The following is an 18,423-nucleotide window of genomic DNA, read 5'->3' on the forward strand; positions in this document are numbered from 1 at the left end:
TTGGGGGTTGCGTCTCGTATTGATGACACCTACATTTGGCTCAATCGCCCGGACTATCAGGGCGGGAAACTGCTCCCGCAGGCAGCACTCATTGGAAACACAGGTTTCCGCAGAGAGCATTCGAAGGGGCAACGAACCGGATCGATTGGTCCGGAGAGTTGTTAATCGTGCTCTCTCCGAATTCCCAACACGATCCTTTCTTGTCGACGCTAACGAGCGTCAAACGAAAGGAGGCGGTTATGCCTGCCAAGAAAACACAAAGTGACGTTCAGGCGTCCAACTCGCCGATCTGGATGGCGGACAAAGTCATCCAATCTCAGATCAGCCAGATCAAGCCCTACGCCTACAACAACCGCGTGCACGCGGCCAAGAATATCGACAAGCTGAAAGCGTCGGTGGCCCAGTTTGGCTTTGTCACCCCGATCCTGTTGGATGGTTCGGGCACAATCATCGCGGGGCATGGCCGCTATGAGGCCGCCAAGGCCCTGGGGTTGACGTCCGTGCCGACTGTTGTCGCGGATCACTTGTCAGACGCAGAAGTGCGCGCTCTGCGGATCGCGGATAACAAGCTGGCGGAATTGTCGGACTGGAACGAGGCGGCGCTGCAGATCGAGTTTGCCAAGCTGATGGATCTCAGCCTTGATGGCGAGCTCGATTTTGATCTGGATATCACCGGGTTCGAAACGCCGGAGATCGACATCATCATCGACGCTGCGAGCGAGGCTGCGGAGACCGAAGCTGAAACTGTAGACAACCCGGACCCTGCGGCACCTGTCATCACGCAGCCGGGCGACCTCTGGCTTCTCGGAGATCACCGCATCTTCTGCGGAGATGCCTTGCACGCCCAGAGCTACGACACCTTGCTGGAAGGCGCGACACCACAGATGATCTTCACTGATCCGCCTTACAACGTACCGGTCAATGGGCATGTCCGCTGTGGCACCGATGGCGCTCATCGCGAATTTGCCATGGCGTCGGGAGAAATGTCGGATAGCGAGTTCCGCGGCTTTCTTTCAGGCATGATTACCCATTTGTTTGGCCGTCTGCCAGACGGGGGCATTGCGATGATCTGCATGGACTGGCGTCACATTGAAGAGTTGATTGCGGCGGGCAAGGCAGGTGGATTGGACCTCATCAACCTCTGCGTCTGGAACAAGACAAACGGAGGCATGGGCAGCCTTTACCGCTCCAAGCACGAGCTGGTCGCAATCTTTAAGAAGCCCGGTGCTGCGCATATCAACAATGTCGAATTGGGCAAACACGGGCGCAACCGCACCAATATATGGGATTATGCCGGAGTGAACAGCTTTGGGGCAGAGCGCGAGGCCGATCTTTCAGATCATCCCACAGTAAAGCCAACGGCACTGGTTGCAGATGCCATCATGGATGTGAGCCATCGTGGCGATCTCGTGCTGGACGCCTTTGGAGGGTCCGGTGCAACCTTGCTGGCGGCTGAGAAGACCGGACGCTGGGCGCGATTGATTGAGCTCGATCCGGCTTATGTCGATGTCGCGATCCGCCGTTGGCAGAAGATGACCGGTGAGAACGCCGTGCACGCGGTGACAGGCGAGACGTTCGATGCGCGTTCTGCGGCAACCAATGCCACCTCAGAGCTGGAGGCGGATCATGTCTGCCGATACGAAGGACTATGAGGTGGGCTACGGCAAACCGCCCAAAGCAACCCAGTTCAAGAAAGGCCGCTCCGGCAATCCAAAAGGGCGCCCGAAAGGTGCTAATGCCAGCCTGAAACGCGAATTGGAAGCCAAGATCACCGTCCGCGAAGGCAACCGGGAAGCCCGGATTTCCAAGGCGGAGGCAATTGCCAAGCGGGTCACGGCCAGCGCATTGAAGGGTGACACGAAAATGCTGATGGCGCTGCTGAAGCTGGACACAGATCTGTTCAACACGAGTGACATGGAGCCGCAAGAAAGCGCCTGTGCGGTTGAGCCGGACAGTGTTGACTTTGATATCCTCCGGGATTTCTTTTCCGGCCAACTGGGCAGTGACGGCGGTCCTGAAGATGAGGAGGCGGAAGATGACGGCTCCTGATCCCAGAATGGTCCAGCAAGCCGCGCGCGAGGTTTGCCGGGACAATTTCTTTCCCTTCGTGTGGCGTGTGTTTGACACGCTGCACCAGGGGAGTGACCGCAGCTTTGATCCGGCCTGGCATGTGCGGGCCATGTGCCATGAGTTGGACAACGTTCGCGTCGGCGAGAACAAGCGGTTGATCATCAACATTCCGCCGCGTTGCCTGAAATCGGTCACCGTGGCCGTTGCATATGTCGCTTATCTTCTTGGGCACTCACCGAGCGCCAAGATTATTGTTGCCAGCTACGGGCTGGATCTGGCGCGCAAGCATTCCGAAGATTGTCGTCGGATCATGTCTGCGCGCTGGTACCGGGAAATGTTCCCTGAAACTGTCTTGGCTAAAAAGGGCAACACCTCAGAAGAAATCCGCACCACAAAGGGAGGCAGTCGCAAGGCTGTCTCCATCGGCAGTTCTGTTACTGGCCATGGCGCCGATTACATCATCATCGATGACCTGCTGAAAGCTGGTGATGCGGGTTCCGAGGCCGAGCTGGTCAAGGCACAGGAGTTCATTGAGGGGACCTTGCTGTCGCGCTTCGACAACCCGGCCGAAGGGCGTGTGGTTATGGTTGCACAGCGGCTGCACGAGATGGATCCGCCGGGTTATCTGCTCGAACGCGGCACCTATCGGCATCTGAATCTGCCTGCCATCGCCGAAGACCATGAAACGGTTCCTCTTGGGCGTGGAAGGGTCATGCGCCGCAAGCCGGGTGATCTCCTGTGCCCGTCGCGCCTGGATCAGAACACGCTGGATACCAAGCGTCGTGAAATGGGCGCAGCCGTGTTCAATTGCCAGTATCAGCAGAACCCCATTGCGCCAGACGGATCACCCTTGCGCTGGGAGTGGTTTGGCACCTACGAGACCATCGAAGATCGTCGTTGGTTCCAGCTGGTCGTTCAGAGCTGGGATACGGGCATGTCAGCGGATCCCCGGTCCGACTTCTCGGCCTGTACAACCTGGGGGTTCCGCGAAAATGCGTGGTATCTTATCGACGTCTGGCGCGGGCAGGTAGACTACCCAGACCTAAAAGCCAAGGCACTGCAGCTTGTTCACCGTTGGGAACCGGATCGCGTTCTGATCGAAGATGCTGCCTCAGGCAAACCTCTTTTGGACGAGCTGTTTCGTGATGACCGTCGGCGCTACGAACGCATTAAACCCGACAAGGACAAGGAAACCCGGTTCCAGTCCGCTTGCGGTCCTGTCGAAGAGGGCAAGGTGTATCTGCCTGCAGACGCACCCTGGCTGCCGGTATTCAAACGAGAGCTTCAGTCCTTTCCACGCGGGCGCAACGACGATCAGGTCGACAGCTTTGCCCATTTTCTGAACTGGTCCAAGGGACTGGGATTCTACCGGGCATTGGGCCGGGACCACCGGATCAACATCGAACGTCGGGAGCGCAATCGAGAGAGGGTCAGACGGCGGTAGAACCTCAGCGTCAAGCTTGAAAACTCGTTGAATAGTGCAGGGAGGGCCGATGTCGGACCAATCCTGAGAGCGGCCCCAATGACCGCTCGCAACCACAAACCAGTCTCATCGCTAATGCCGTCGGATGACTGCTTCGAGCCCAAACTAACGGATGCTGCGACACGCACGAAAGGCGGCTTACAAGCGCGGTATGCGATGCGATTAATAACTCTGATCAATAGGTCAAAGAGATAACATGATCGATCAAGAGCAATGAAAAAGAGTTCTCGCTACTTATGATAAGCTGATTAAACAGCGAGGGTTGCCGGGTGTACTTGTGAAACCCGTACGCGCGGAATGGTGTGGTCACGAAATGGCGGATCGTGACAAAAAAATCGCCCTATTGATCATCAAGGAGCTTCAGAAGAGATTTGCAGCGTCACATCTGCACGAACCAAAGATCCTGATACAGGGGTGCGGTGCAAAGATTTATCCCGGTGAAGCCATAGAACGGACCTCTAGTCTGACTGATCAGTCATAGATTTCTACCGACAGCGCATCCATCGCATATGAGGTTTCGATATTTGCCTGGCCGTCCACGTAATTGAGTGACTGGGACCTGCTCAGTGCCCGCATTTCCCCGCTTATCCAGACAGGCTTATATAACTCGTCGATTTCGAAGCCTTGTTCGTATCGCACATAAACCATCTGATTGGCTGGAGGTGGTGGTGTGTGAATGCAGGCTCCAACTGTCGGAACCAGAAGGAATTCGACCGCCTTCTGGTCGACAATATCCAGGGGAAGGAGATAGCCGGGAAGACGCACGTTCTCCCCCAAAAGGTCAAGGTTCGGTTCGCGCGCGGCAATCAACCGTTGGTTCATCACAATTTCGCGTTGTTCAAACAACCAATCTGGGTCAAGGCCTTGAGATACGAGGTCTTCGCGGATCTGAAACGCTTCGGCGCGCTTCTCGTCATCCGCAGTGTCCGCATGCAGAATCTCAATCCGATAAAGCATGGCCAACGCATTGACCTGAGAATACTCTAGGGTGGCAAAAGGATCGTGGTAAGGCCGCTCTTCAGGAAGGAGATCCTGCCAACTTATGTTGCGCGGATCCGCTGCTAGAAGAGGCCCCGCAATCGCAAAGGCGAATAAGATATTCAGAAAATGCGCAATGGTCTTCATTTCAGCGGATCCTTTTATTCAAAGCCGCACCGACAGTCCGTCTGATAGCGTCATACGGTACACCCTTAACGCAGGTATAATACTGGCAAGAAGACCAGAGCAGAAAACTAGGGCTATGAGAAGAACCTCGCGAAAACTCGGCAGGCCAACACCGATGCGAAGCCCAAAATTTGCGGCAAGAATCGGATCTATCACGAGCGTGAGAGCGCTGAGCGCGATTACTCCAAGCACGATGCCGGCCGACAACAATAAAACGGCTTCAAGCAAGATCAGGGAAAAGACGCCGGCTGGTGTTGCGCCCACGGATCGAAGGATCGCAAATTCACGCCGCCGGTTGTCGAGTGAAGCAGACAACATGACCACCATGCCGATCATTCCAGCCACTGCCACAGCGCCTGCCATCAGACGCAGCGCTGTCTCGGCCGTACTGGTAATCGACCAAAGCTGCAACAGCGCAACATTAGGAAGAACAGCGGTCAGTGCCTCGTCGCGATGGTCTGCCAGTTGCCGTTGAACTGAAAGCACCGCCGTTTTCTCCTCCAGCCCGGCAAAAATCGCGTTGATGGTCCCCGGTTCATGATCATGGCCATCGTGATCGTGCCCGTCAGAGGTCGTGACAGTTTGCCCCTCGTCTTCATGGCCGCTTCCGTGAGCATGACGGTCGTCATGTTCCTGATGCCCTTCTTCGTGCTCGTCGGGCTCGTCTAACTCCACATGGTCATGGTCTTCGTGTTCTCTGGCGACTTCTGGTACTTCGATCAAAACGAATGGGTCCGCAACCTCTGACGCAGGTTCTTCGTGCAAGGCGTCAAAACCCTCGAGTGAGACAAAAACCATTCTGTCGACGGCCGTCCCGGTATGCCCCAGCACGCCGGTCACTGTGAATGGCGCTTCGTCGTGCACATCAAAGGCGACTTCCCCTGAGCCATGGGCATTCACGATTTCAGTGCCTGACGTGTACCCGAAAGCCTGAGCAACTTCTGCTCCAATCACTGCACCATCTGGAGATTTAAACGGAACACCTTCAGCAAATATCAGTTGCCGGCCGCCACTATGACGAAAGTGGTCAAAATATTGCTCGGACGTTCCGATCACGGGATATCCACGGTGGTTGTCACCCATCATGATTGGCACTGCCCAGCTTATCTGGGGCAGATCTTCGATCATCTCGTAGCTATCCCAGCTGATACCAGCGCCAGTTGTGCCGACACCAAAAACCGTTGCCATCAGGATCTGCACATCGTTTCCGCGTGCCGCAATGATCAGATCGATCCCTGATGCAGAATTGGCAAAACCCGCTCGTGCCTCTGTTCGCAGTCGTTCAACCCCAACAATCAAAGCCACGCTCAAGGCAATGCTAAGAACAGTTAACGCAGCGATAAAACGGCGATTGAGAAGGCTTTTATAACAAAGATTGAACATCACGTTTTGCCTGCGTTCAGCATCGGCAAGTCAACGCTCCGATCGAATTGTTTTTCTAGGCTGCGATCATGGCTGACAAATAACAAACTCGCCCCTGATGCTTTGCATTCCTTCAACAACAACTGGACAAACGTGTCTTTCGCTTCCTCATCCAAAGCCGAGGTGGGTTCATCCGCCAAAACTACTTCAGGCGCCCCTATCAGAGCACGCGCCGCCGCAACGCGTTGTTGCTGCCCAACACTCAGTGCGCTGGCAGGTCGATCGATCAGCTCAGCATCCTCGAGACCCAGCTCACTTAGCAACCGTGTTGCGGTAGCTTTGGGGTCTGGCCCCGACCGATTGCGCCGTTGCACTGAAAACCGGCAGGGCAGCAACGTGTTTTCAAGCGCACTGAGCCAAGGCAAGAGATTAAAGACCTGGAAAACAATCCCCAAATGATCCACGCGAAAACGGTCACGATCACCTCCGGCCAAAGCCCCGACATCCGTGCCTGCAACGCGAACCGCGCTTTGCGGTACATCGATCACGCCAGCAATTGCCGAGAGCAACGTGGTCTTTCCGCTGCCACTGGGGCCTCTCATAAACACGCTTTGCCCGGCCTCAAGATCGAAGCTATCGACTGAGAGAACCGGGTCAGATTGACCGGGCCACCGAAACACCAAGGATTTGAGCTCTACAGTTTTCATTGATGACACAGATGCTTTGGCTTGGTTTTTCAAAGATAATTGAGCTTTTTAGTGATCCAGAAAAGGATCTCTGCCAAAACACCAATGGCTCCGGCTTTGTCTGTCTTGACCAAAGCTGTTCCTGACGTTCCAAATTGCAAGGAATTACTGTCTGCATCTGCAGGTAGTTCAACCAATACGATGTAGCTGGATATCCCGGCTAGTTCGCGCAATGAGGGAAGACCTGATCTTAGATCAACAGTACCTTCGACAGTTCCGACCGGAAAATCGGAAATACGGCCGGTAATTTCTCCACCGGGTTCCGTTCTAAATGCAAGCCGGATTTCGTCACCGACCGAGACATTAGCGCGACTAGATTGGGGCAGAGTAGCAATTACTGCATAGTCCCCAGGTTTGACAAAAGTTATTGCCCCTTGTAGCGGAGTGGCGCGGTTACCTGGTCGTAGTGATACAGCCGTGACAACGCCGTTTCCCGGCGCTTTTACAACTGTTTGCTCTAAATCCCAAAGAGCTTGCGCAAGTGTCTGTTCGGCCTCCACAACACCTGCGTCACGCCCGTCGATCTTCGCGGCGATACGTCGCTCAAGGCTTGTCTTCCGGGCTTCTGCTGCGCGGATATTCGCGGTCAACTGGTCGATGGTTGAGACGGCCTCTTGCAGTTGGAACGTGGTTGATGCCCCGCGTTCTTCCAAACGGATGATGTCATCGCGACGCTGAATTCCGAAAGTCAGCTGAGCAGTCAGGGATTCAATCTCGGCCTCGGCAGCTGATAAATCTGATACCAGTTGGTCGGCAGATGACTTTGCAGTTTCCAAGACAGCTTCGAGCCGGGAAACCTCGGCTTTGAAAACCTCATTATCTATCCGAAATAGGGTCTCGCCCTTTGCGACTTCCTGGTTTGGCTCCACAACGACTTCTGTAACCGTGCCCGCCACGTTCGGAGCAATATTCGTTGAAACACCCTGAATGGATACCGGGCCAGTCGGAGTTGTGTGGTTCAGCGCACCGATGACCACCAGAGCGATAACAGCGGCTACACCGTAAACTAGAGTTTTCCAGAATCCATTCCAGGGGAGAAGGTGAAACTTGGAAAAGACCAGCCAGACTATTCCAAAGTAGAGGCCAAGTACGATTAACAAGACTTCATTCCTTCGTGATGTTTCCAGAAAAGCTCGAACGACCACCCGAACTTACGAGTGATCGCCCTGTTTGTCATGATGACTTAGTTGTCACCTTGCTCTTCCAACACTTTGCGGTTGGCTTCACGATGGCGCCACGCCGCGCCCATACTCTCTTTCAGATTTTCGGGAAGCGCTTCCAGAGGAACAACAAGGTCGTCATCAACTGGCCACTCTGTCAGCAGCTCAGGATGATATCCCTCGGGATAGTACAGCTTAGGATCGATCTCCATATCGCGCACGTAGGGTTCTTGAATGTCTTCGCGCCGATGGGGTGGCTTCGGCACGATCAGCTGACCATTGCTAAAGTCAAACTGCGGTGCTCGTGAGTTTGGGAACTCGGGTAAGATGCCTTCTCGAACCCATATCTGATCTTTGGTGACGTTCACAACGATCCCGTCAGGCGCTCCAAAGTGATAGGGGCCTTTCCAGTGCTCTCGGATTTCCGCCACGGTTTCCTCGATCTGATAGGGGTCATAGCTCATGTGAGTGTTCATCAGAAGCCTGGGTTGCACCAAGTTGGCAATGTAGCCGGCCGCATAGCTGGGCGTGTGATGGGTATCGACGGTATACCGCCCGAGGAATGGCGGCACGCCTTGAACTCCGGATGAGATTTCGATGATTTCCTGCTGCTGTTCCGTGACGAAGACATCACAGCCTTTGGCAAAAGGAATATCGATCATGTTGGGTCGACCGTCACCTGTCCAGATGAAGCACATGCCATTCCAATCCATCCGGTATCCGGACGCACCGTCCTTGGCATGGCTTCTTTGCCAATGTGTGACTTTGACCCCGTCTTCATCATAGATCACGCCGCCATTGTCACGGAAATCAAATTCGTTGACTTCGATGTCCCAACCTTTGCCAACGGGAAAGACGCTGAACGCATCCCGGTGCCAGCCGGTCATCATTTTCATGCCTTCTACCATAGTTGCGGTGCCGTACTCCTTGGTGCGGCCGGATGGGCCGTGGACCGTCAACTGCTCGTGCCATCCACCTGCCCAGGTTCCAAACATCCACAGGTACGGCAGCCCACCAAAGTGGTCTACGTGCAGGTGCGTGATGAATACATCGGTAATTTCATTCAGTGCATATCCACTGGCAATGATGTTCGCTGGTGAGCCCTCACCAATGTCAAACATGAAGATCTTACCGTTACCCAACTCAACAAGAATCGCCGTGTTCATTTGCCCAGGGCGAATAAACGGGGCAGATCCCATGAAGATAATTCTCATCTCGTTGGGCTGTACATCTTCTGTGCGTGGGAACCAGTTCGCCGCACTTTTCAACCACGGTTGAGGAGAGATGCCCTCAAAGGTCAGACCCTCTTTCCAACGTCCCATTGGCACGCCGCCAGTCAGTGCAGCCTCAATATCTTCTTGGGATGAGGGCTCCTGTACCGGAGGAGCCTGACCGAACGCATTTGTGGCGAACAATGTCGCTGCGACGGCGAGTGCGCTGAGTGACTTAATTGACTTCCTCTGTCTGTCTTGCAGCATATTTTCAGTCCTTTGTTCGAGCCTGGGTGAATATGAGAACCACTTCTGAAATGGCTTTCGGGACAATCTCTGAATTGGTGAATCGAGAGAGATGCTCGGCGATTTCCTCGGCCAGCCCGTCTAGGCTTTCGGTGACAGGATCGATCAGACATGGTGACGTCTGCTCATTGACCTTCCGGACCCTCTCCAACTCGGCTGAGAGCAACTCGAAGTCACCGCAAAGTGCCTCGAACCCACGATGGTTCTTTCGCATGACTCGGATGCGGCTGATTTGGTCCGGAAAAGCGAGCTCTAGTAAGTTGATGTCCGTCATTGCCCTGGCGCCTAGTCCATCTCTGGGCACCAGGCTGAGGGCACATCGCGCAACGCGGAAGGGTTACACCGTGAAATTAGGGTGACATTCAAATATTCATTTGACAGTATGGAGTTGAAAATACAGAGAAACTTGAAGTTTCAGATGCCCGACAGAGAATTGACCCTTGATCCGGAACGTCACGCGACCCGTGTGAAGTACGCGATGAACCAGGTATTGGCGAGTGACATATTTGGCAAGGCGGAACGCCTTCGGAATTTTCTGAGCTACGTTGTCGAAGAAGCCATTGCGGGTAGATCCGAGGCTATTCTTGGCAAAACAATCGCTCAGGATGTTTACTTCAAGAGTTTTGCCAGTGATGACGGCCACATCAACGTTGTTCGTGTGGATGCGGGGCGGTTACGGCGGAAACTTCAGCAGTACTATGAAACGGCAGGTGCTGGGGACGATCTGCGCATTCACATTGATAGCGGCGGCTACGCGCCTTGGTTCGAGGACCGCTCTGGTACAATTCAGAGCAATGTCGATCATACGCCATTCAGGCCAAGATTACCCTGGCTGATTGGCATCCCTGCTGTCACCATAGCGATCATTGCTCTTGCTTACGTCTTGGGCGGGCGCATGGAACAGGTTGTTGATCTAAACCCAAAGACATCCGCGCGCTCACTTGAGCGACAGGCTCTATCCGCTAAATCACCTGCTGCAGTACAGGCGTCAAATTACTGCGATCAAGCTCGGGGCCTGCTCTTTCCAATCGCAACTATCGATAACCAGATCCTGGCCAGCGACATATTTAGAATGGCAATAAATGAGGCCCCCGATTTTTACTGTGGATATGCCGGATTGGCCCATAGTCTGGGAACCCAGGCTCTACTAACGCGAGGCGAGGAAGAGCGTGACGCGCTGATACTGAATTCAGGACAAATGGCACAGAAAGCTGTGGACATTGCGCCCTCAAACGGCTGGAGCCAATCGGCAATGGCATGGGTATCTTACGTTTCTCGCGACTATGACAGAGCATTGGAATATTCAGCACTCGCCCAGTCGCTTCGACCTAATGACGGAAACGTTCTGGACTTTCGCGGCGTGATACTACTGGTTATGGGTCGCTTTGAAGAAGCGTATGACGTCAGCGACCCAAGCCACCCCAGAGAGATAGGAAGTCATCGATTTGCCCACAGGAACATTCACGCGGTTGCCAGTTTTCACATCGGTGAGTTTAGGGAAGCAATCGCGTCTTTGAAATTTGCGAATGACAATGGTGACCCCGTCAGTGCACTGTCTTTGGTATTTTTGGCGGCTTCCTATCAAAGGTTGGGCGAATCCAAAGAGGCACATGCAACCTTGAATAAACTGAAACAGTCGTGGCCAGAGTTCAGGCCGGATCTTGTTCTAGCAGCATTTTATTCCAGTCCAAATCTATCGGACGAAGTGATTTCAGCCTTAACAGATGCGGGATGGCGGTTTTAAGATATTCCTTTTCGAGCCATGGTTGGAGACAGGCACATGTGCGTAAAGTGTGTTTTACCGCCAACACAAGAGAACATACCTTGGTAGTGTTAATGTACGCCGAAAGCGGTCATCGGAAATTGTTGTAGCTAACGGCAGATTTGTCCGCATAGCGGTCATTGACGATGCAATCGGCTGATGGTTGCTTTCACCAAAACCGGCCATTCGTACAAAGCGCAGCGACCGACGGCTTCGAGCCTAAAGTTACAGTTAACTAGTAACGGTGACGTTTTGGGTTTCACCGGACCGATCGTTTGAACGTTCTGGTCTCGATTCTAAAGTTTTCTTGGGGGCCACAGGTGATCAGGTCGCGTTGAATTCGACACAAGTACGCTGGTTGCGCTCACACCTGTTACGGCATTAGAAGCCCGGCTGCAATGAGGGGCGTAGAGTGACGGCGGGTAGGTATCGGTGATTCCTCGTTAACTGACAGCAATCTTAGATCGAGCGTGCCTTTCAAGCACTAAATGATATCGCGATCTTGGTTTCAATAATTGCCTTGACGTGACATGAACTAAGCTAACGGTATCCGCGCAAAGCCCTTGTTTGTAGAAGAAAGGAACGACTCATGACCTCAGCCAAACCAAATGTCGGCGCGCAAATCGAGCAAATGAGTTTTTTAAGGCTGGGGTCTGATGACCAGGTTACGATCGGTCAACAAAAAGACCGCTGGACCATGTTGTTTGTTTATCGAGGTAAGCATTGTCCACGCTGCAAGCGCTTTTTGAACAAGTTGAATGCGGCGCTGTCGGCATGGGCTGACGTTATGGACGTTATTGTTGTCTCTGCCGACACCAAAGAAAAAGCTGCGGCAGACAAAGCAGAATTCGGCTGGGATTTTGATCTTTGCTATGGAATGACTGAAGCGCAAATGCGCGCGCTTGGTCTTTACGTGTCATCGCCTCTATCTGATGCAGAAACGACGGGTCTGTTCGCCGAACCTGGCGCGTTTGCCATCCGTCCGAATGGAACACTGATGCTGGCCGATATCTCTAACGGCCCTGCGGCACGTCCCGATTTGGAAGAGCTTTTGGACGGCATGAAATTCAATATTGATAATGATCGTCCGGAACGAGGAACGGCCTGAGACCACCAGATCGCATGGCCTCGGTTACTCAAAATAGCCTGGGTGCGTCTTGTGGATGAAGTCGATAGTTTCGTCGAGGCGGGACAGGTGTGTTCTGACAGCGGCTTGCGCTTGATCATGGTCTCCTGCCGCCATGGCCTGTGCAATCTCTCGGTGATCGGCGAGGATGGCGTCTGCGGCACTGCCCTTTTCAAGACTGAGCATACAAAGCCGGTCAACCTTTTGCTTGGATTCTAGCATTACATCAAATGCCATCGGATTGCCGCTGAGCACGTAGATCAGTTTGTGAAAATCATAGTCCAGCGCGTGAAACGCCGATAGATCACCGTCACTGATCGCCTGCTCTTGTAAGGCGAGATTTTCCGCAAGTTTTGCTTCACGTGTTGCGTCCCAGACTTCCATTGCTCGATGGACGATCTCCAGCTCCACCGCCATTCTGACCAATCGCGCGAGAGCTACACGCTCCATAGAAAATCCTCGAACTACGGTCGCTTTTTGTGGTCGTATTAAGAGCAGATCTTCGTTGCTGAGCCTTGTGAATGCGTTGCGAACCGGTTGGCGTGATACGCCGAATCGGCTGGCTACCTCAGTTTCGGATAGTTTTGTACCGGGAAGAATTTCAAGCGAAACGATCTCGTCGTGTAGCGCTTCATAGACCGCATCGGTTGTGGTTCGTCTGACAATATTTTCCACGGTATGTTGCTCGCGCCCTCTATCTTAGTCACGTTTCAATTTAATGGTCCACTGTTAGAGCATTGAAATAAAATAATTATTCTACTTTATTTTGCTTGAGTGGACCAATGTAGGCCTGTCACCTATCAAATGCCCTGCGCTTTCGACTGTCAAGCAATCTGACATACTAAAAGCCTACAGTTGACATAACTTGGATACTAGTGTCCCTTTAGGGGCAGCAGCGATTCTGGTTCTTGGGGGAAATCGAAAGCTACGTGGCTTACGGTCTCTGAAATTCCATGAAAGCCAAATCCTGTCCAAAATTAATCGGGGAGGAGAACCCATGACTTTCACGAAATCGTTCTTTGCGACTGCGACCGCTGTGGCACTCATTGCAACGTCTGCTTCAGCCGACAACTGGCGCGCCTGGAACATCCACAACGACGGCCACCCAAACACAGCTGCGATGGACAAGTTTGCCGAACTGGTTGACGCAGCTACAGACGGCGAAGTTACCGTCGATGTGTTCCACGGTGGTGTTCTTGGTTCCCAACCGGACGCCCTTGAACAGGTTCGTATCGGCGCAATCGAGGTCGGTAACTTCAACCTCGGTCCCATTGGCCCAATGGTGAAAGAAGCTAACCTTGTATCGCTTCCTTTCATCTTTAAGGATGTGCCGCACATGTTCCGCGTGCTGGACGGCGACGCCGGTGAGGTTGTTTCGGCTGCGATGGGTGAAGCAGGCGTTCTGCCACTGGCATGGTTTGATGCCGGCGCGCGTTCCTTCTACAGCCAAAAGCCGATCAACACGCCCGCAGATGTCGAAGGTCTGAAAATCCGTGTGATGAACAACGATCTTTATACATCGATGATTTCAGCTATGGGCGGAAACCCGTCTCCAATGGCTTTCTCCGAAGTTCAGCAAGCACTGAAAACCGGCGTTGTTGATGGTGCGGAAAACAACTTCCCGTCGTTCAAAAATGTCGGTCACTATGAAGTGACCACAAATTATTCGTTGTCCGAGCACCTGATTATCCCCGAGTGCATCTGCGTGAACACGGCCAAATTCAATGCGCTGTCTCCTGAGCTGCAGGCCGCTGTGCGCGGTGCAGCAGAAGAAGCCGCACTGGTCCAGCGTGAGCTTTGGGCAGTTGGCTCTGAGCAAGCGCGTAAAGATGTTGAAGCGGCTGGCATCACGGTCAACGAAATTGCCGACAAAGGCCCATTCCAGTCCGCAATGGATTCGGTTTATGCAGACTATTTGGCTGCAAATCCTGACATGAAGGCGTTGGTGGAAATGGCGCAAGCCACTGAATAAGTTGTCTTAACAGTTCAACTTTGAGCGCCCGGCTCCGCCAATTGGATGCCGGGCGTTTTGTCTCAGAGGAAATCCAATGCAAGAGCCCGATACCCCACCTGCCGCCATACGCAAAATGGACAGGATTCTTGATCTGCTTGCACGAGCTTGCATGTTGCTGTCTGGCGTCGCCATTGTTGTTATGACAGCGATCTTTGCCTGGCTGGTTTTCGGCCGCTACGTTCTGAACAACACGCCCACGTGGGTCGAGCAGGTTTCACTGCTGTTGGTCATGGTTATCGCGTTTCTTGGTGCGGCTGCGGGTGTGCACAATCACACGCACCTCTCTGTCGTCGTGTTCCGCAATATAGTTCCGCCCTCTTTGCGAACGGTATTCGTCGTGGTCTCTGATGTCCTGATGGCAGGTTTCGGTGGCATGATGTTTTGGTACGGGATCGAGCTGACCATATTCAAATGGAACACCCTGATCCCGCTCATCCAATGGTCAGAGGGCTTGCGCTCCTTGCCACTGACAATCAGCGGCGCGTTAGTGTTCCTTTTTTCCACTGGCCATCTGATCCGCCTGTTTCTGGGCCGAGACGAACGCCAAGACAACATAGATCAGGGATAGTCATGGGACTCATGATTCTGTTGGGGGTTTTTGCCCTTTGTGTCATCATCGGTGCGCCAGTGGCATACGCCCTTGGTATCGCTGCATTGGCTTCCTTTTGGTTTGAAGGATTGCCGCTGTTTGTTGGATTCCAGCGTATCGTGTCGGGGATCAACGTCTTTTCCCTAATGGCGATCCCGTTCTTCATCTTTGCGGGCGAGCTTATGTTTCATGGTGGTATCGCGATCCGGTTGGTTCGGTTTGCGCAGGCCGCCGTAGGCGCTGTGCGCGGTGGACTTGGCATCGTCAATGTCTTCTCGTCCATGTTGTTTGGTGGCATTTCCGGATCGGCGATTGCCGATATCTCGGCCCTTGGGTCGATCCTGATCCCGGTGATGAAAGACAAAGGTTATGATGCCGACTATGCCGTGAACGTCACAGTGACGTCATCAATTGCCGGGATCATCATTCCGCCCAGCCACAACATGATCATCTTTGCCCTTGCAACGGGCGGTGCTGTTTCAATCTCAAAACTGTTTCTGGCTGGCGTTGTGCCCGGCGTCCTTATGTGTTGCTGCCTTGCAATTGCAGCGTACGTCGTAGCGGTCAAGCGTGGCTATCAGGCCGAGCAGTTTCCAGGTTGGACCGCACTTGCCATTGCTTTTGTGGGTTCGATTCCGGGTTTATTGACGGCCGTGATTATTGTCGGAGGGGTCTTGTCAGGCGTCTTTACGGTGACTGAATCCGGCGCGTTCGGGGCAATGTATGCCTTTGTCGTGACGCTTGTTGTCTATCGTAGCCTGTCCTGGGAAAACTTTAAAACTGCCGTTATCTCTTCGGTACGCACAACTTCTATGGTGATGATTCTGATCGCCTGTGCCGGTGCTTTTGCCTATATGCTGACGTTCAACCGGGTGCCGACGAAAACGGTCGAATTCCTGTTGGGTATCACAGAAAACCCGATCCTGATCTTGTTAATGATCAATGCTGTCCTGTTGCTTTTGGGGATGATCATGGACATGGCCGCGTTGATCCTGATCTGCACACCGATTTTCCTGCCGGTGATGAACATGCTGGGTATCGACCCGCTGCAGTTCGGCATGATCCTTTTGGTGAACCTCGGTCTTGGTCTTTGCACGCCGCCTGTCGGGACATGTCTCTTTGTGGGGTGTGCGGTTGGAAAACTACCGATGGAGAAAGCGGTCAAAACGATTTGGCCTTTCTACCTCGCCATCTTTGCCGCGCTCATGCTGATCACTTTTGTACCGGCAATATCGCTGACGCTGCCGAACCTGATCATTGGCCCGTAAATCAAAGGAGAATGTGGCGATGCTGACAATAAGACGCCTGGACATCGATGACGCGGGTAAGTTGATCGCAGGAGCGCGAGCCAAAGCGCAGGAAATCGGCGTGCCGATGTGTATTGCCGTCACAGATGAAAGCGGCAACCTCATCGCGTTTGAACGGATGGATGGTGGCAAGATTACCAGCATCATTTTGGCCATCGACAAGAGTTTCACTGCAACCGGTATCCAAAAAGGAACCGATGCTCTTGGTGAAGCAAATCAGCCTGGCATGGCCGCACACGGAATATCCTCAACGCTCGGCGGACGAATGGTGACCGTTGCAGGTGGCCTTCCCGTGACGGTCGACGGACAGGTGGTTGGCGGGATCGGTGTCAGCTCGGGTTCGCCAGCTCAGGATCTCGAAGTTGCACAGGCAGGGGTCACGGCGCTCTGCGAAGCCCAATTGGAAAGAGTTTAAGGAGTCAGATATGACAAAACCCGTCATCGGTTTCATCGGCCTCGGTCTTATGGGCGGTAACATGGCAAAGTGCCTGCAAAACAACAGTTTTGATCTGGTTGTTATGGGTCGGAACAAGGAAGCCGTCGCAGCCACTGTCAACCGCGGTGCTGTAGAGGTTACAACGCCACGCGAGCTTGCTGAAAACAGCGATATCGTGATGCTTTGTGTAACAACATCGGATGTCGTAGAAAGCCTGATCTACGGCGATGACGGCATCCTGGCAGGCATCAAAGATAGTGCTGTGGTCATTGACTTTGGCACCTCGATCCCAGCGTCCACACGCAAAATCGGCACAGACTTGGCCGCAAAAGGTGCTGGTATGATTGATGCGCCGCTGGGACGCACACCCGCGCACGCCAAGGACGGTTTGCTGAACATCATGGCAGCGGGCGATATAGCCACCTTTGAGAAGGTGAAACCTGTCCTGGATGTACTGGGGGAAAATGTCTTTCACCTCGGCGAACTGGGTGCGGGCCATGTGACCAAGCTCATCAACAATTATATGGGCATGACGACAGCTTGCACCATGAGCCAAGCCTTTGCTGTGGCTGAACGCTCAGGGGTAAACAAACAGCAGCTTTTTGACATCATGTCAGCTGGACCGTCCAATTCCCCCTTTATGCAGTTTTGTAAGAACTACGCGGTGGATGGTGTCAGCGATTTGGGGTTTTCGATTAACAACGCCAACAAGGATCTTGGATACTTCTTGAAGCTGGCCGAGGACGTGGGCACTCGTGCCGAGATCGCTGAAGGAACCGCGAACAACCTTCAGGCAGCAGCGGACGCAGGCATGGGCGACGGCAACGTGCCGGAAATCTTCGACTATTTTGCCAAGCTTTAGCGTCAGATCCATCAGTCACGCATAGCAGCACCAATTGAACGGGAAAGAGCAACCATGAGACTTCAGGGAAAGACCGCAATTGTCACGGGTGGTGGCCGCGATATCGGGCGCGCCTGCGCTGTCAAATTCGCCTCCGAAGGGGTAAATGTCGCGGTGAACTACTTCGCCAGTAGTGCCGGCGCCGAGGAAACCGTAGCCGAGATCAAAAAGATCGGTGGACAGGCGTTTGCAATGCAAGGCGACCTGAACAAACCCGAAGAGGTCGATGCGTTGATCGCCAAGACGGTCGATACCTATGGCAGCCTGAACATTCTGGTGAACAATGCCGGAGGTTTGATCGCGCGCAAGAAAATCGCCGAGATGTCGCTTGAGCATTGGCAGGCTGTCATGGATCTCAACCTGACCAGCACGTTTCTTATGGTCAAAGCGGCACTGCTGCATATGAAATCCGGGGCCATTGTAAACATCGCCAGTCAGGCGGGTCGCGACGGTGGTGGCCCGGGTGCGTCGGCTTATGCAACGTCAAAAGGCGGGGTCATGACGCTCACCCGTAGTCTTGCAAAAGAACTGGGTCCGGATATCCGTGTCAACGCAATCTGCCCAGGCATGATCGACACGGATTTCCATAACATCCATACTCCCGATGCAGGCCGTCGGGGGCTAGAAGCTGCTGCGCCGCTCAAGCGGCAAGGCCAGTCTCAGGACGTTGCGAACCTCGTGGCGTTTCTGGCAAGCGAGGACTCGGCTTATCTGACCGGGACCAATGTCGATATCAATGGTGGGATGCTGTTCTCGTGACCACTGCAGAACAGGTTACCTAATTGT

The 18,423-nt window shown here is 53.6% G+C and carries 18 protein-coding genes; 11 read left to right on the plus strand and 7 right to left on the minus strand.

All coding sequences use genetic code 11. The annotated features are described in order from the left end of the window. Positions 1-239 precede the first annotated feature (239 nt). Genes AC2FIB_RS16370 through terL form a run of 3 tightly spaced genes read left to right on the plus strand, consistent with a single transcriptional unit; the run spans position 240 to position 3,514 of the window. Positions 240-1,652 carry a site-specific DNA-methyltransferase gene (locus AC2FIB_RS16370; RefSeq protein ID WP_496842406.1) on the plus strand — a complete coding sequence of 471 codons (1,413 nt, stop codon included), beginning with the start codon at positions 240-242 and terminating at the stop codon, positions 1,650-1,652. Continuing rightward, positions 1,627-2,049 carry a DUF5681 domain-containing protein gene (locus tag AC2FIB_RS16375; protein WP_496842407.1) on the plus strand — a complete coding sequence of 141 codons (423 nt, stop codon included), beginning with the start codon at positions 1,627-1,629 and terminating at the stop codon, positions 2,047-2,049. The genes AC2FIB_RS16370 and AC2FIB_RS16375 overlap by 26 nt, the downstream gene beginning before the upstream one ends. Then, on the plus strand, positions 2,036-3,514 hold the full coding sequence (gene terL / locus AC2FIB_RS16380) for a phage terminase large subunit (protein ID WP_496842408.1): 1,479 nt from the start codon (positions 2,036-2,038) through the stop codon (positions 3,512-3,514). The genes AC2FIB_RS16375 and terL overlap by 14 nt, the downstream gene beginning before the upstream one ends. A 510-nt stretch (positions 3,515-4,024) precedes the next feature. On the opposite strand, the gene AC2FIB_RS16385 is transcribed toward terL, so the two are convergent. The 6 genes from AC2FIB_RS16385 to AC2FIB_RS16410 all read right to left on the minus strand — a co-directional run bounded on the left by AC2FIB_RS16385 (position 4,025) and on the right by AC2FIB_RS16410 (position 9,776). After that, complete coding sequence (locus tag AC2FIB_RS16385) at positions 4,025-4,678, minus strand: DUF3299 domain-containing protein (protein ID WP_271950326.1); 654 nt, start codon at positions 4,676-4,678, stop codon at positions 4,025-4,027. An 18-nt stretch (positions 4,679-4,696) separates the two neighbouring features. Further along, positions 4,697-6,100 carry an ABC transporter permease gene (locus tag AC2FIB_RS16390; protein ID WP_496736460.1) on the minus strand — a complete coding sequence of 468 codons (1,404 nt, stop codon included), beginning with the start codon at positions 6,098-6,100 and terminating at the stop codon, positions 4,697-4,699. Continuing rightward, positions 6,100-6,786 (minus strand): ABC transporter ATP-binding protein, encoded by a 687-nt coding sequence (locus AC2FIB_RS16395; RefSeq protein ID WP_496736462.1) that lies wholly within the window; start codon positions 6,784-6,786, stop codon positions 6,100-6,102. The genes AC2FIB_RS16390 and AC2FIB_RS16395 overlap by 1 nt, the downstream gene beginning before the upstream one ends. A gap of 29 nt (positions 6,787-6,815) precedes the next feature. Next, positions 6,816-7,925 carry an HlyD family secretion protein gene (locus AC2FIB_RS16400; protein WP_282121415.1) on the minus strand — a complete coding sequence of 370 codons (1,110 nt, stop codon included), beginning with the start codon at positions 7,923-7,925 and terminating at the stop codon, positions 6,816-6,818. 83 nt (positions 7,926-8,008) lie between these two features. After that, positions 8,009-9,463: a guanitoxin biosynthesis MBL fold metallo-hydrolase GntH gene (gene gntH / locus AC2FIB_RS16405; RefSeq protein ID WP_109312726.1), complete on the minus strand. Its 1,455-nt coding sequence runs from the start codon at positions 9,461-9,463 to the stop codon at positions 8,009-8,011. A gap of 4 nt (positions 9,464-9,467) precedes the next feature. Continuing rightward, a complete protein-coding gene (locus AC2FIB_RS16410; protein WP_496736465.1) occupies positions 9,468-9,776 on the minus strand; it encodes a hypothetical protein in 309 nt (102 codons plus the stop codon). Between the two features lie 81 nt (positions 9,777-9,857). Here AC2FIB_RS16410 and AC2FIB_RS16415 point away from each other — a divergent pair, with 81 nt between their 5' ends. Then, complete coding sequence (locus AC2FIB_RS16415) at positions 9,858-11,246, plus strand: tetratricopeptide repeat protein (protein WP_496736467.1); 1,389 nt, start codon at positions 9,858-9,860, stop codon at positions 11,244-11,246. A 607-nt stretch (positions 11,247-11,853) separates the two neighbouring features. Beyond that, positions 11,854-12,372, plus strand: coding sequence for a redoxin domain-containing protein (locus tag AC2FIB_RS16420; RefSeq protein ID WP_170750418.1), 519 nt, complete (start codon positions 11,854-11,856; stop codon positions 12,370-12,372). A gap of 24 nt (positions 12,373-12,396) precedes the next feature. Here AC2FIB_RS16420 and AC2FIB_RS16425 read toward each other — a convergent pair whose 3' ends face one another. Beyond that, the gene (locus tag AC2FIB_RS16425) at positions 12,397-13,065 is read right to left on the minus strand and encodes a GntR family transcriptional regulator (protein WP_496736469.1); all 669 of its coding nucleotides are present in this window, start codon (positions 13,063-13,065) and stop codon (positions 12,397-12,399) included. 322 nt (positions 13,066-13,387) lie between these two features. Between AC2FIB_RS16425 and AC2FIB_RS16430 the strand changes: the two genes are divergently transcribed. The 6 genes from AC2FIB_RS16430 to AC2FIB_RS16455 all read left to right on the plus strand — a co-directional run bounded on the left by AC2FIB_RS16430 (position 13,388) and on the right by AC2FIB_RS16455 (position 18,396). Next, a complete protein-coding gene (locus tag AC2FIB_RS16430) occupies positions 13,388-14,362 on the plus strand; it encodes a TRAP transporter substrate-binding protein (protein ID WP_496736471.1) in 975 nt (324 codons plus the stop codon). Positions 14,363-14,438: 76 nt separating this feature from the next. Further along, a complete protein-coding gene (locus AC2FIB_RS16435) occupies positions 14,439-14,972 on the plus strand; it encodes a TRAP transporter small permease (RefSeq protein ID WP_496842411.1) in 534 nt (177 codons plus the stop codon). A gap of 2 nt (positions 14,973-14,974) precedes the next feature. Continuing rightward, positions 14,975-16,261 carry a TRAP transporter large permease gene (locus AC2FIB_RS16440; RefSeq protein WP_058272447.1) on the plus strand — a complete coding sequence of 429 codons (1,287 nt, stop codon included), beginning with the start codon at positions 14,975-14,977 and terminating at the stop codon, positions 16,259-16,261. A gap of 19 nt (positions 16,262-16,280) precedes the next feature. Further along, positions 16,281-16,715: a GlcG/HbpS family heme-binding protein gene (locus tag AC2FIB_RS16445; RefSeq protein ID WP_170519537.1), complete on the plus strand. Its 435-nt coding sequence runs from the start codon at positions 16,281-16,283 to the stop codon at positions 16,713-16,715. Continuing rightward, positions 16,663-17,598, plus strand: coding sequence for an NAD(P)-dependent oxidoreductase (locus AC2FIB_RS16450; protein WP_496736473.1), 936 nt, complete (start codon positions 16,663-16,665; stop codon positions 17,596-17,598). The genes AC2FIB_RS16445 and AC2FIB_RS16450 overlap by 53 nt, the downstream gene beginning before the upstream one ends. A 54-nt stretch (positions 17,599-17,652) precedes the next feature. Beyond that, positions 17,653-18,396, plus strand: a complete 744-nt coding sequence (locus tag AC2FIB_RS16455) for an SDR family NAD(P)-dependent oxidoreductase (RefSeq protein WP_496736475.1) — start codon at positions 17,653-17,655, stop codon at positions 18,394-18,396. Positions 18,397-18,423 lie beyond the last annotated feature (27 nt).

It is taken from the genome of Ruegeria sp. YTSA072, from assembly GCF_059610285.1.

Excerpts from the sequence above, each read along its gene's own strand:
- AC2FIB_RS16370 (WP_496842406.1), top strand. The coding sequence starts at position 240 with ATGCCTGCCAAGAAAACACAAAGTGACGTTCAGGCGTCCAACTCGCCG.
- AC2FIB_RS16375 (WP_496842407.1), top strand. The coding sequence starts at position 1,627 with ATGTCTGCCGATACGAAGGACTATGAGGTGGGCTACGGCAAACCGCCC.
- terL (WP_496842408.1), top strand. The coding sequence starts at position 2,036 with ATGACGGCTCCTGATCCCAGAATGGTCCAGCAAGCCGCGCGCGAGGTT.
- AC2FIB_RS16385 (WP_271950326.1), bottom strand. The coding sequence starts at position 4,678 with ATGAAGACCATTGCGCATTTTCTGAATATCTTATTCGCCTTTGCGATT.
- AC2FIB_RS16390 (WP_496736460.1), bottom strand. The coding sequence starts at position 6,100 with ATGTTCAATCTTTGTTATAAAAGCCTTCTCAATCGCCGTTTTATCGCT.
- AC2FIB_RS16395 (WP_496736462.1), bottom strand. The coding sequence starts at position 6,786 with ATGAAAACTGTAGAGCTCAAATCCTTGGTGTTTCGGTGGCCCGGTCAA.
- gntH (WP_109312726.1), bottom strand. The coding sequence starts at position 9,463 with ATGCTGCAAGACAGACAGAGGAAGTCAATTAAGTCACTCAGCGCACTC.
- AC2FIB_RS16410 (WP_496736465.1), bottom strand. The coding sequence starts at position 9,776 with ATGACGGACATCAACTTACTAGAGCTCGCTTTTCCGGACCAAATCAGC.
- AC2FIB_RS16420 (WP_170750418.1), top strand. The coding sequence starts at position 11,854 with ATGACCTCAGCCAAACCAAATGTCGGCGCGCAAATCGAGCAAATGAGT.
- AC2FIB_RS16430 (WP_496736471.1), top strand. The coding sequence starts at position 13,388 with ATGACTTTCACGAAATCGTTCTTTGCGACTGCGACCGCTGTGGCACTC.
- AC2FIB_RS16435 (WP_496842411.1), top strand. The coding sequence starts at position 14,439 with ATGCAAGAGCCCGATACCCCACCTGCCGCCATACGCAAAATGGACAGG.
- AC2FIB_RS16440 (WP_058272447.1), top strand. The coding sequence starts at position 14,975 with ATGGGACTCATGATTCTGTTGGGGGTTTTTGCCCTTTGTGTCATCATC.
- AC2FIB_RS16445 (WP_170519537.1), top strand. The coding sequence starts at position 16,281 with ATGCTGACAATAAGACGCCTGGACATCGATGACGCGGGTAAGTTGATC.
- AC2FIB_RS16455 (WP_496736475.1), top strand. The coding sequence starts at position 17,653 with ATGAGACTTCAGGGAAAGACCGCAATTGTCACGGGTGGTGGCCGCGAT.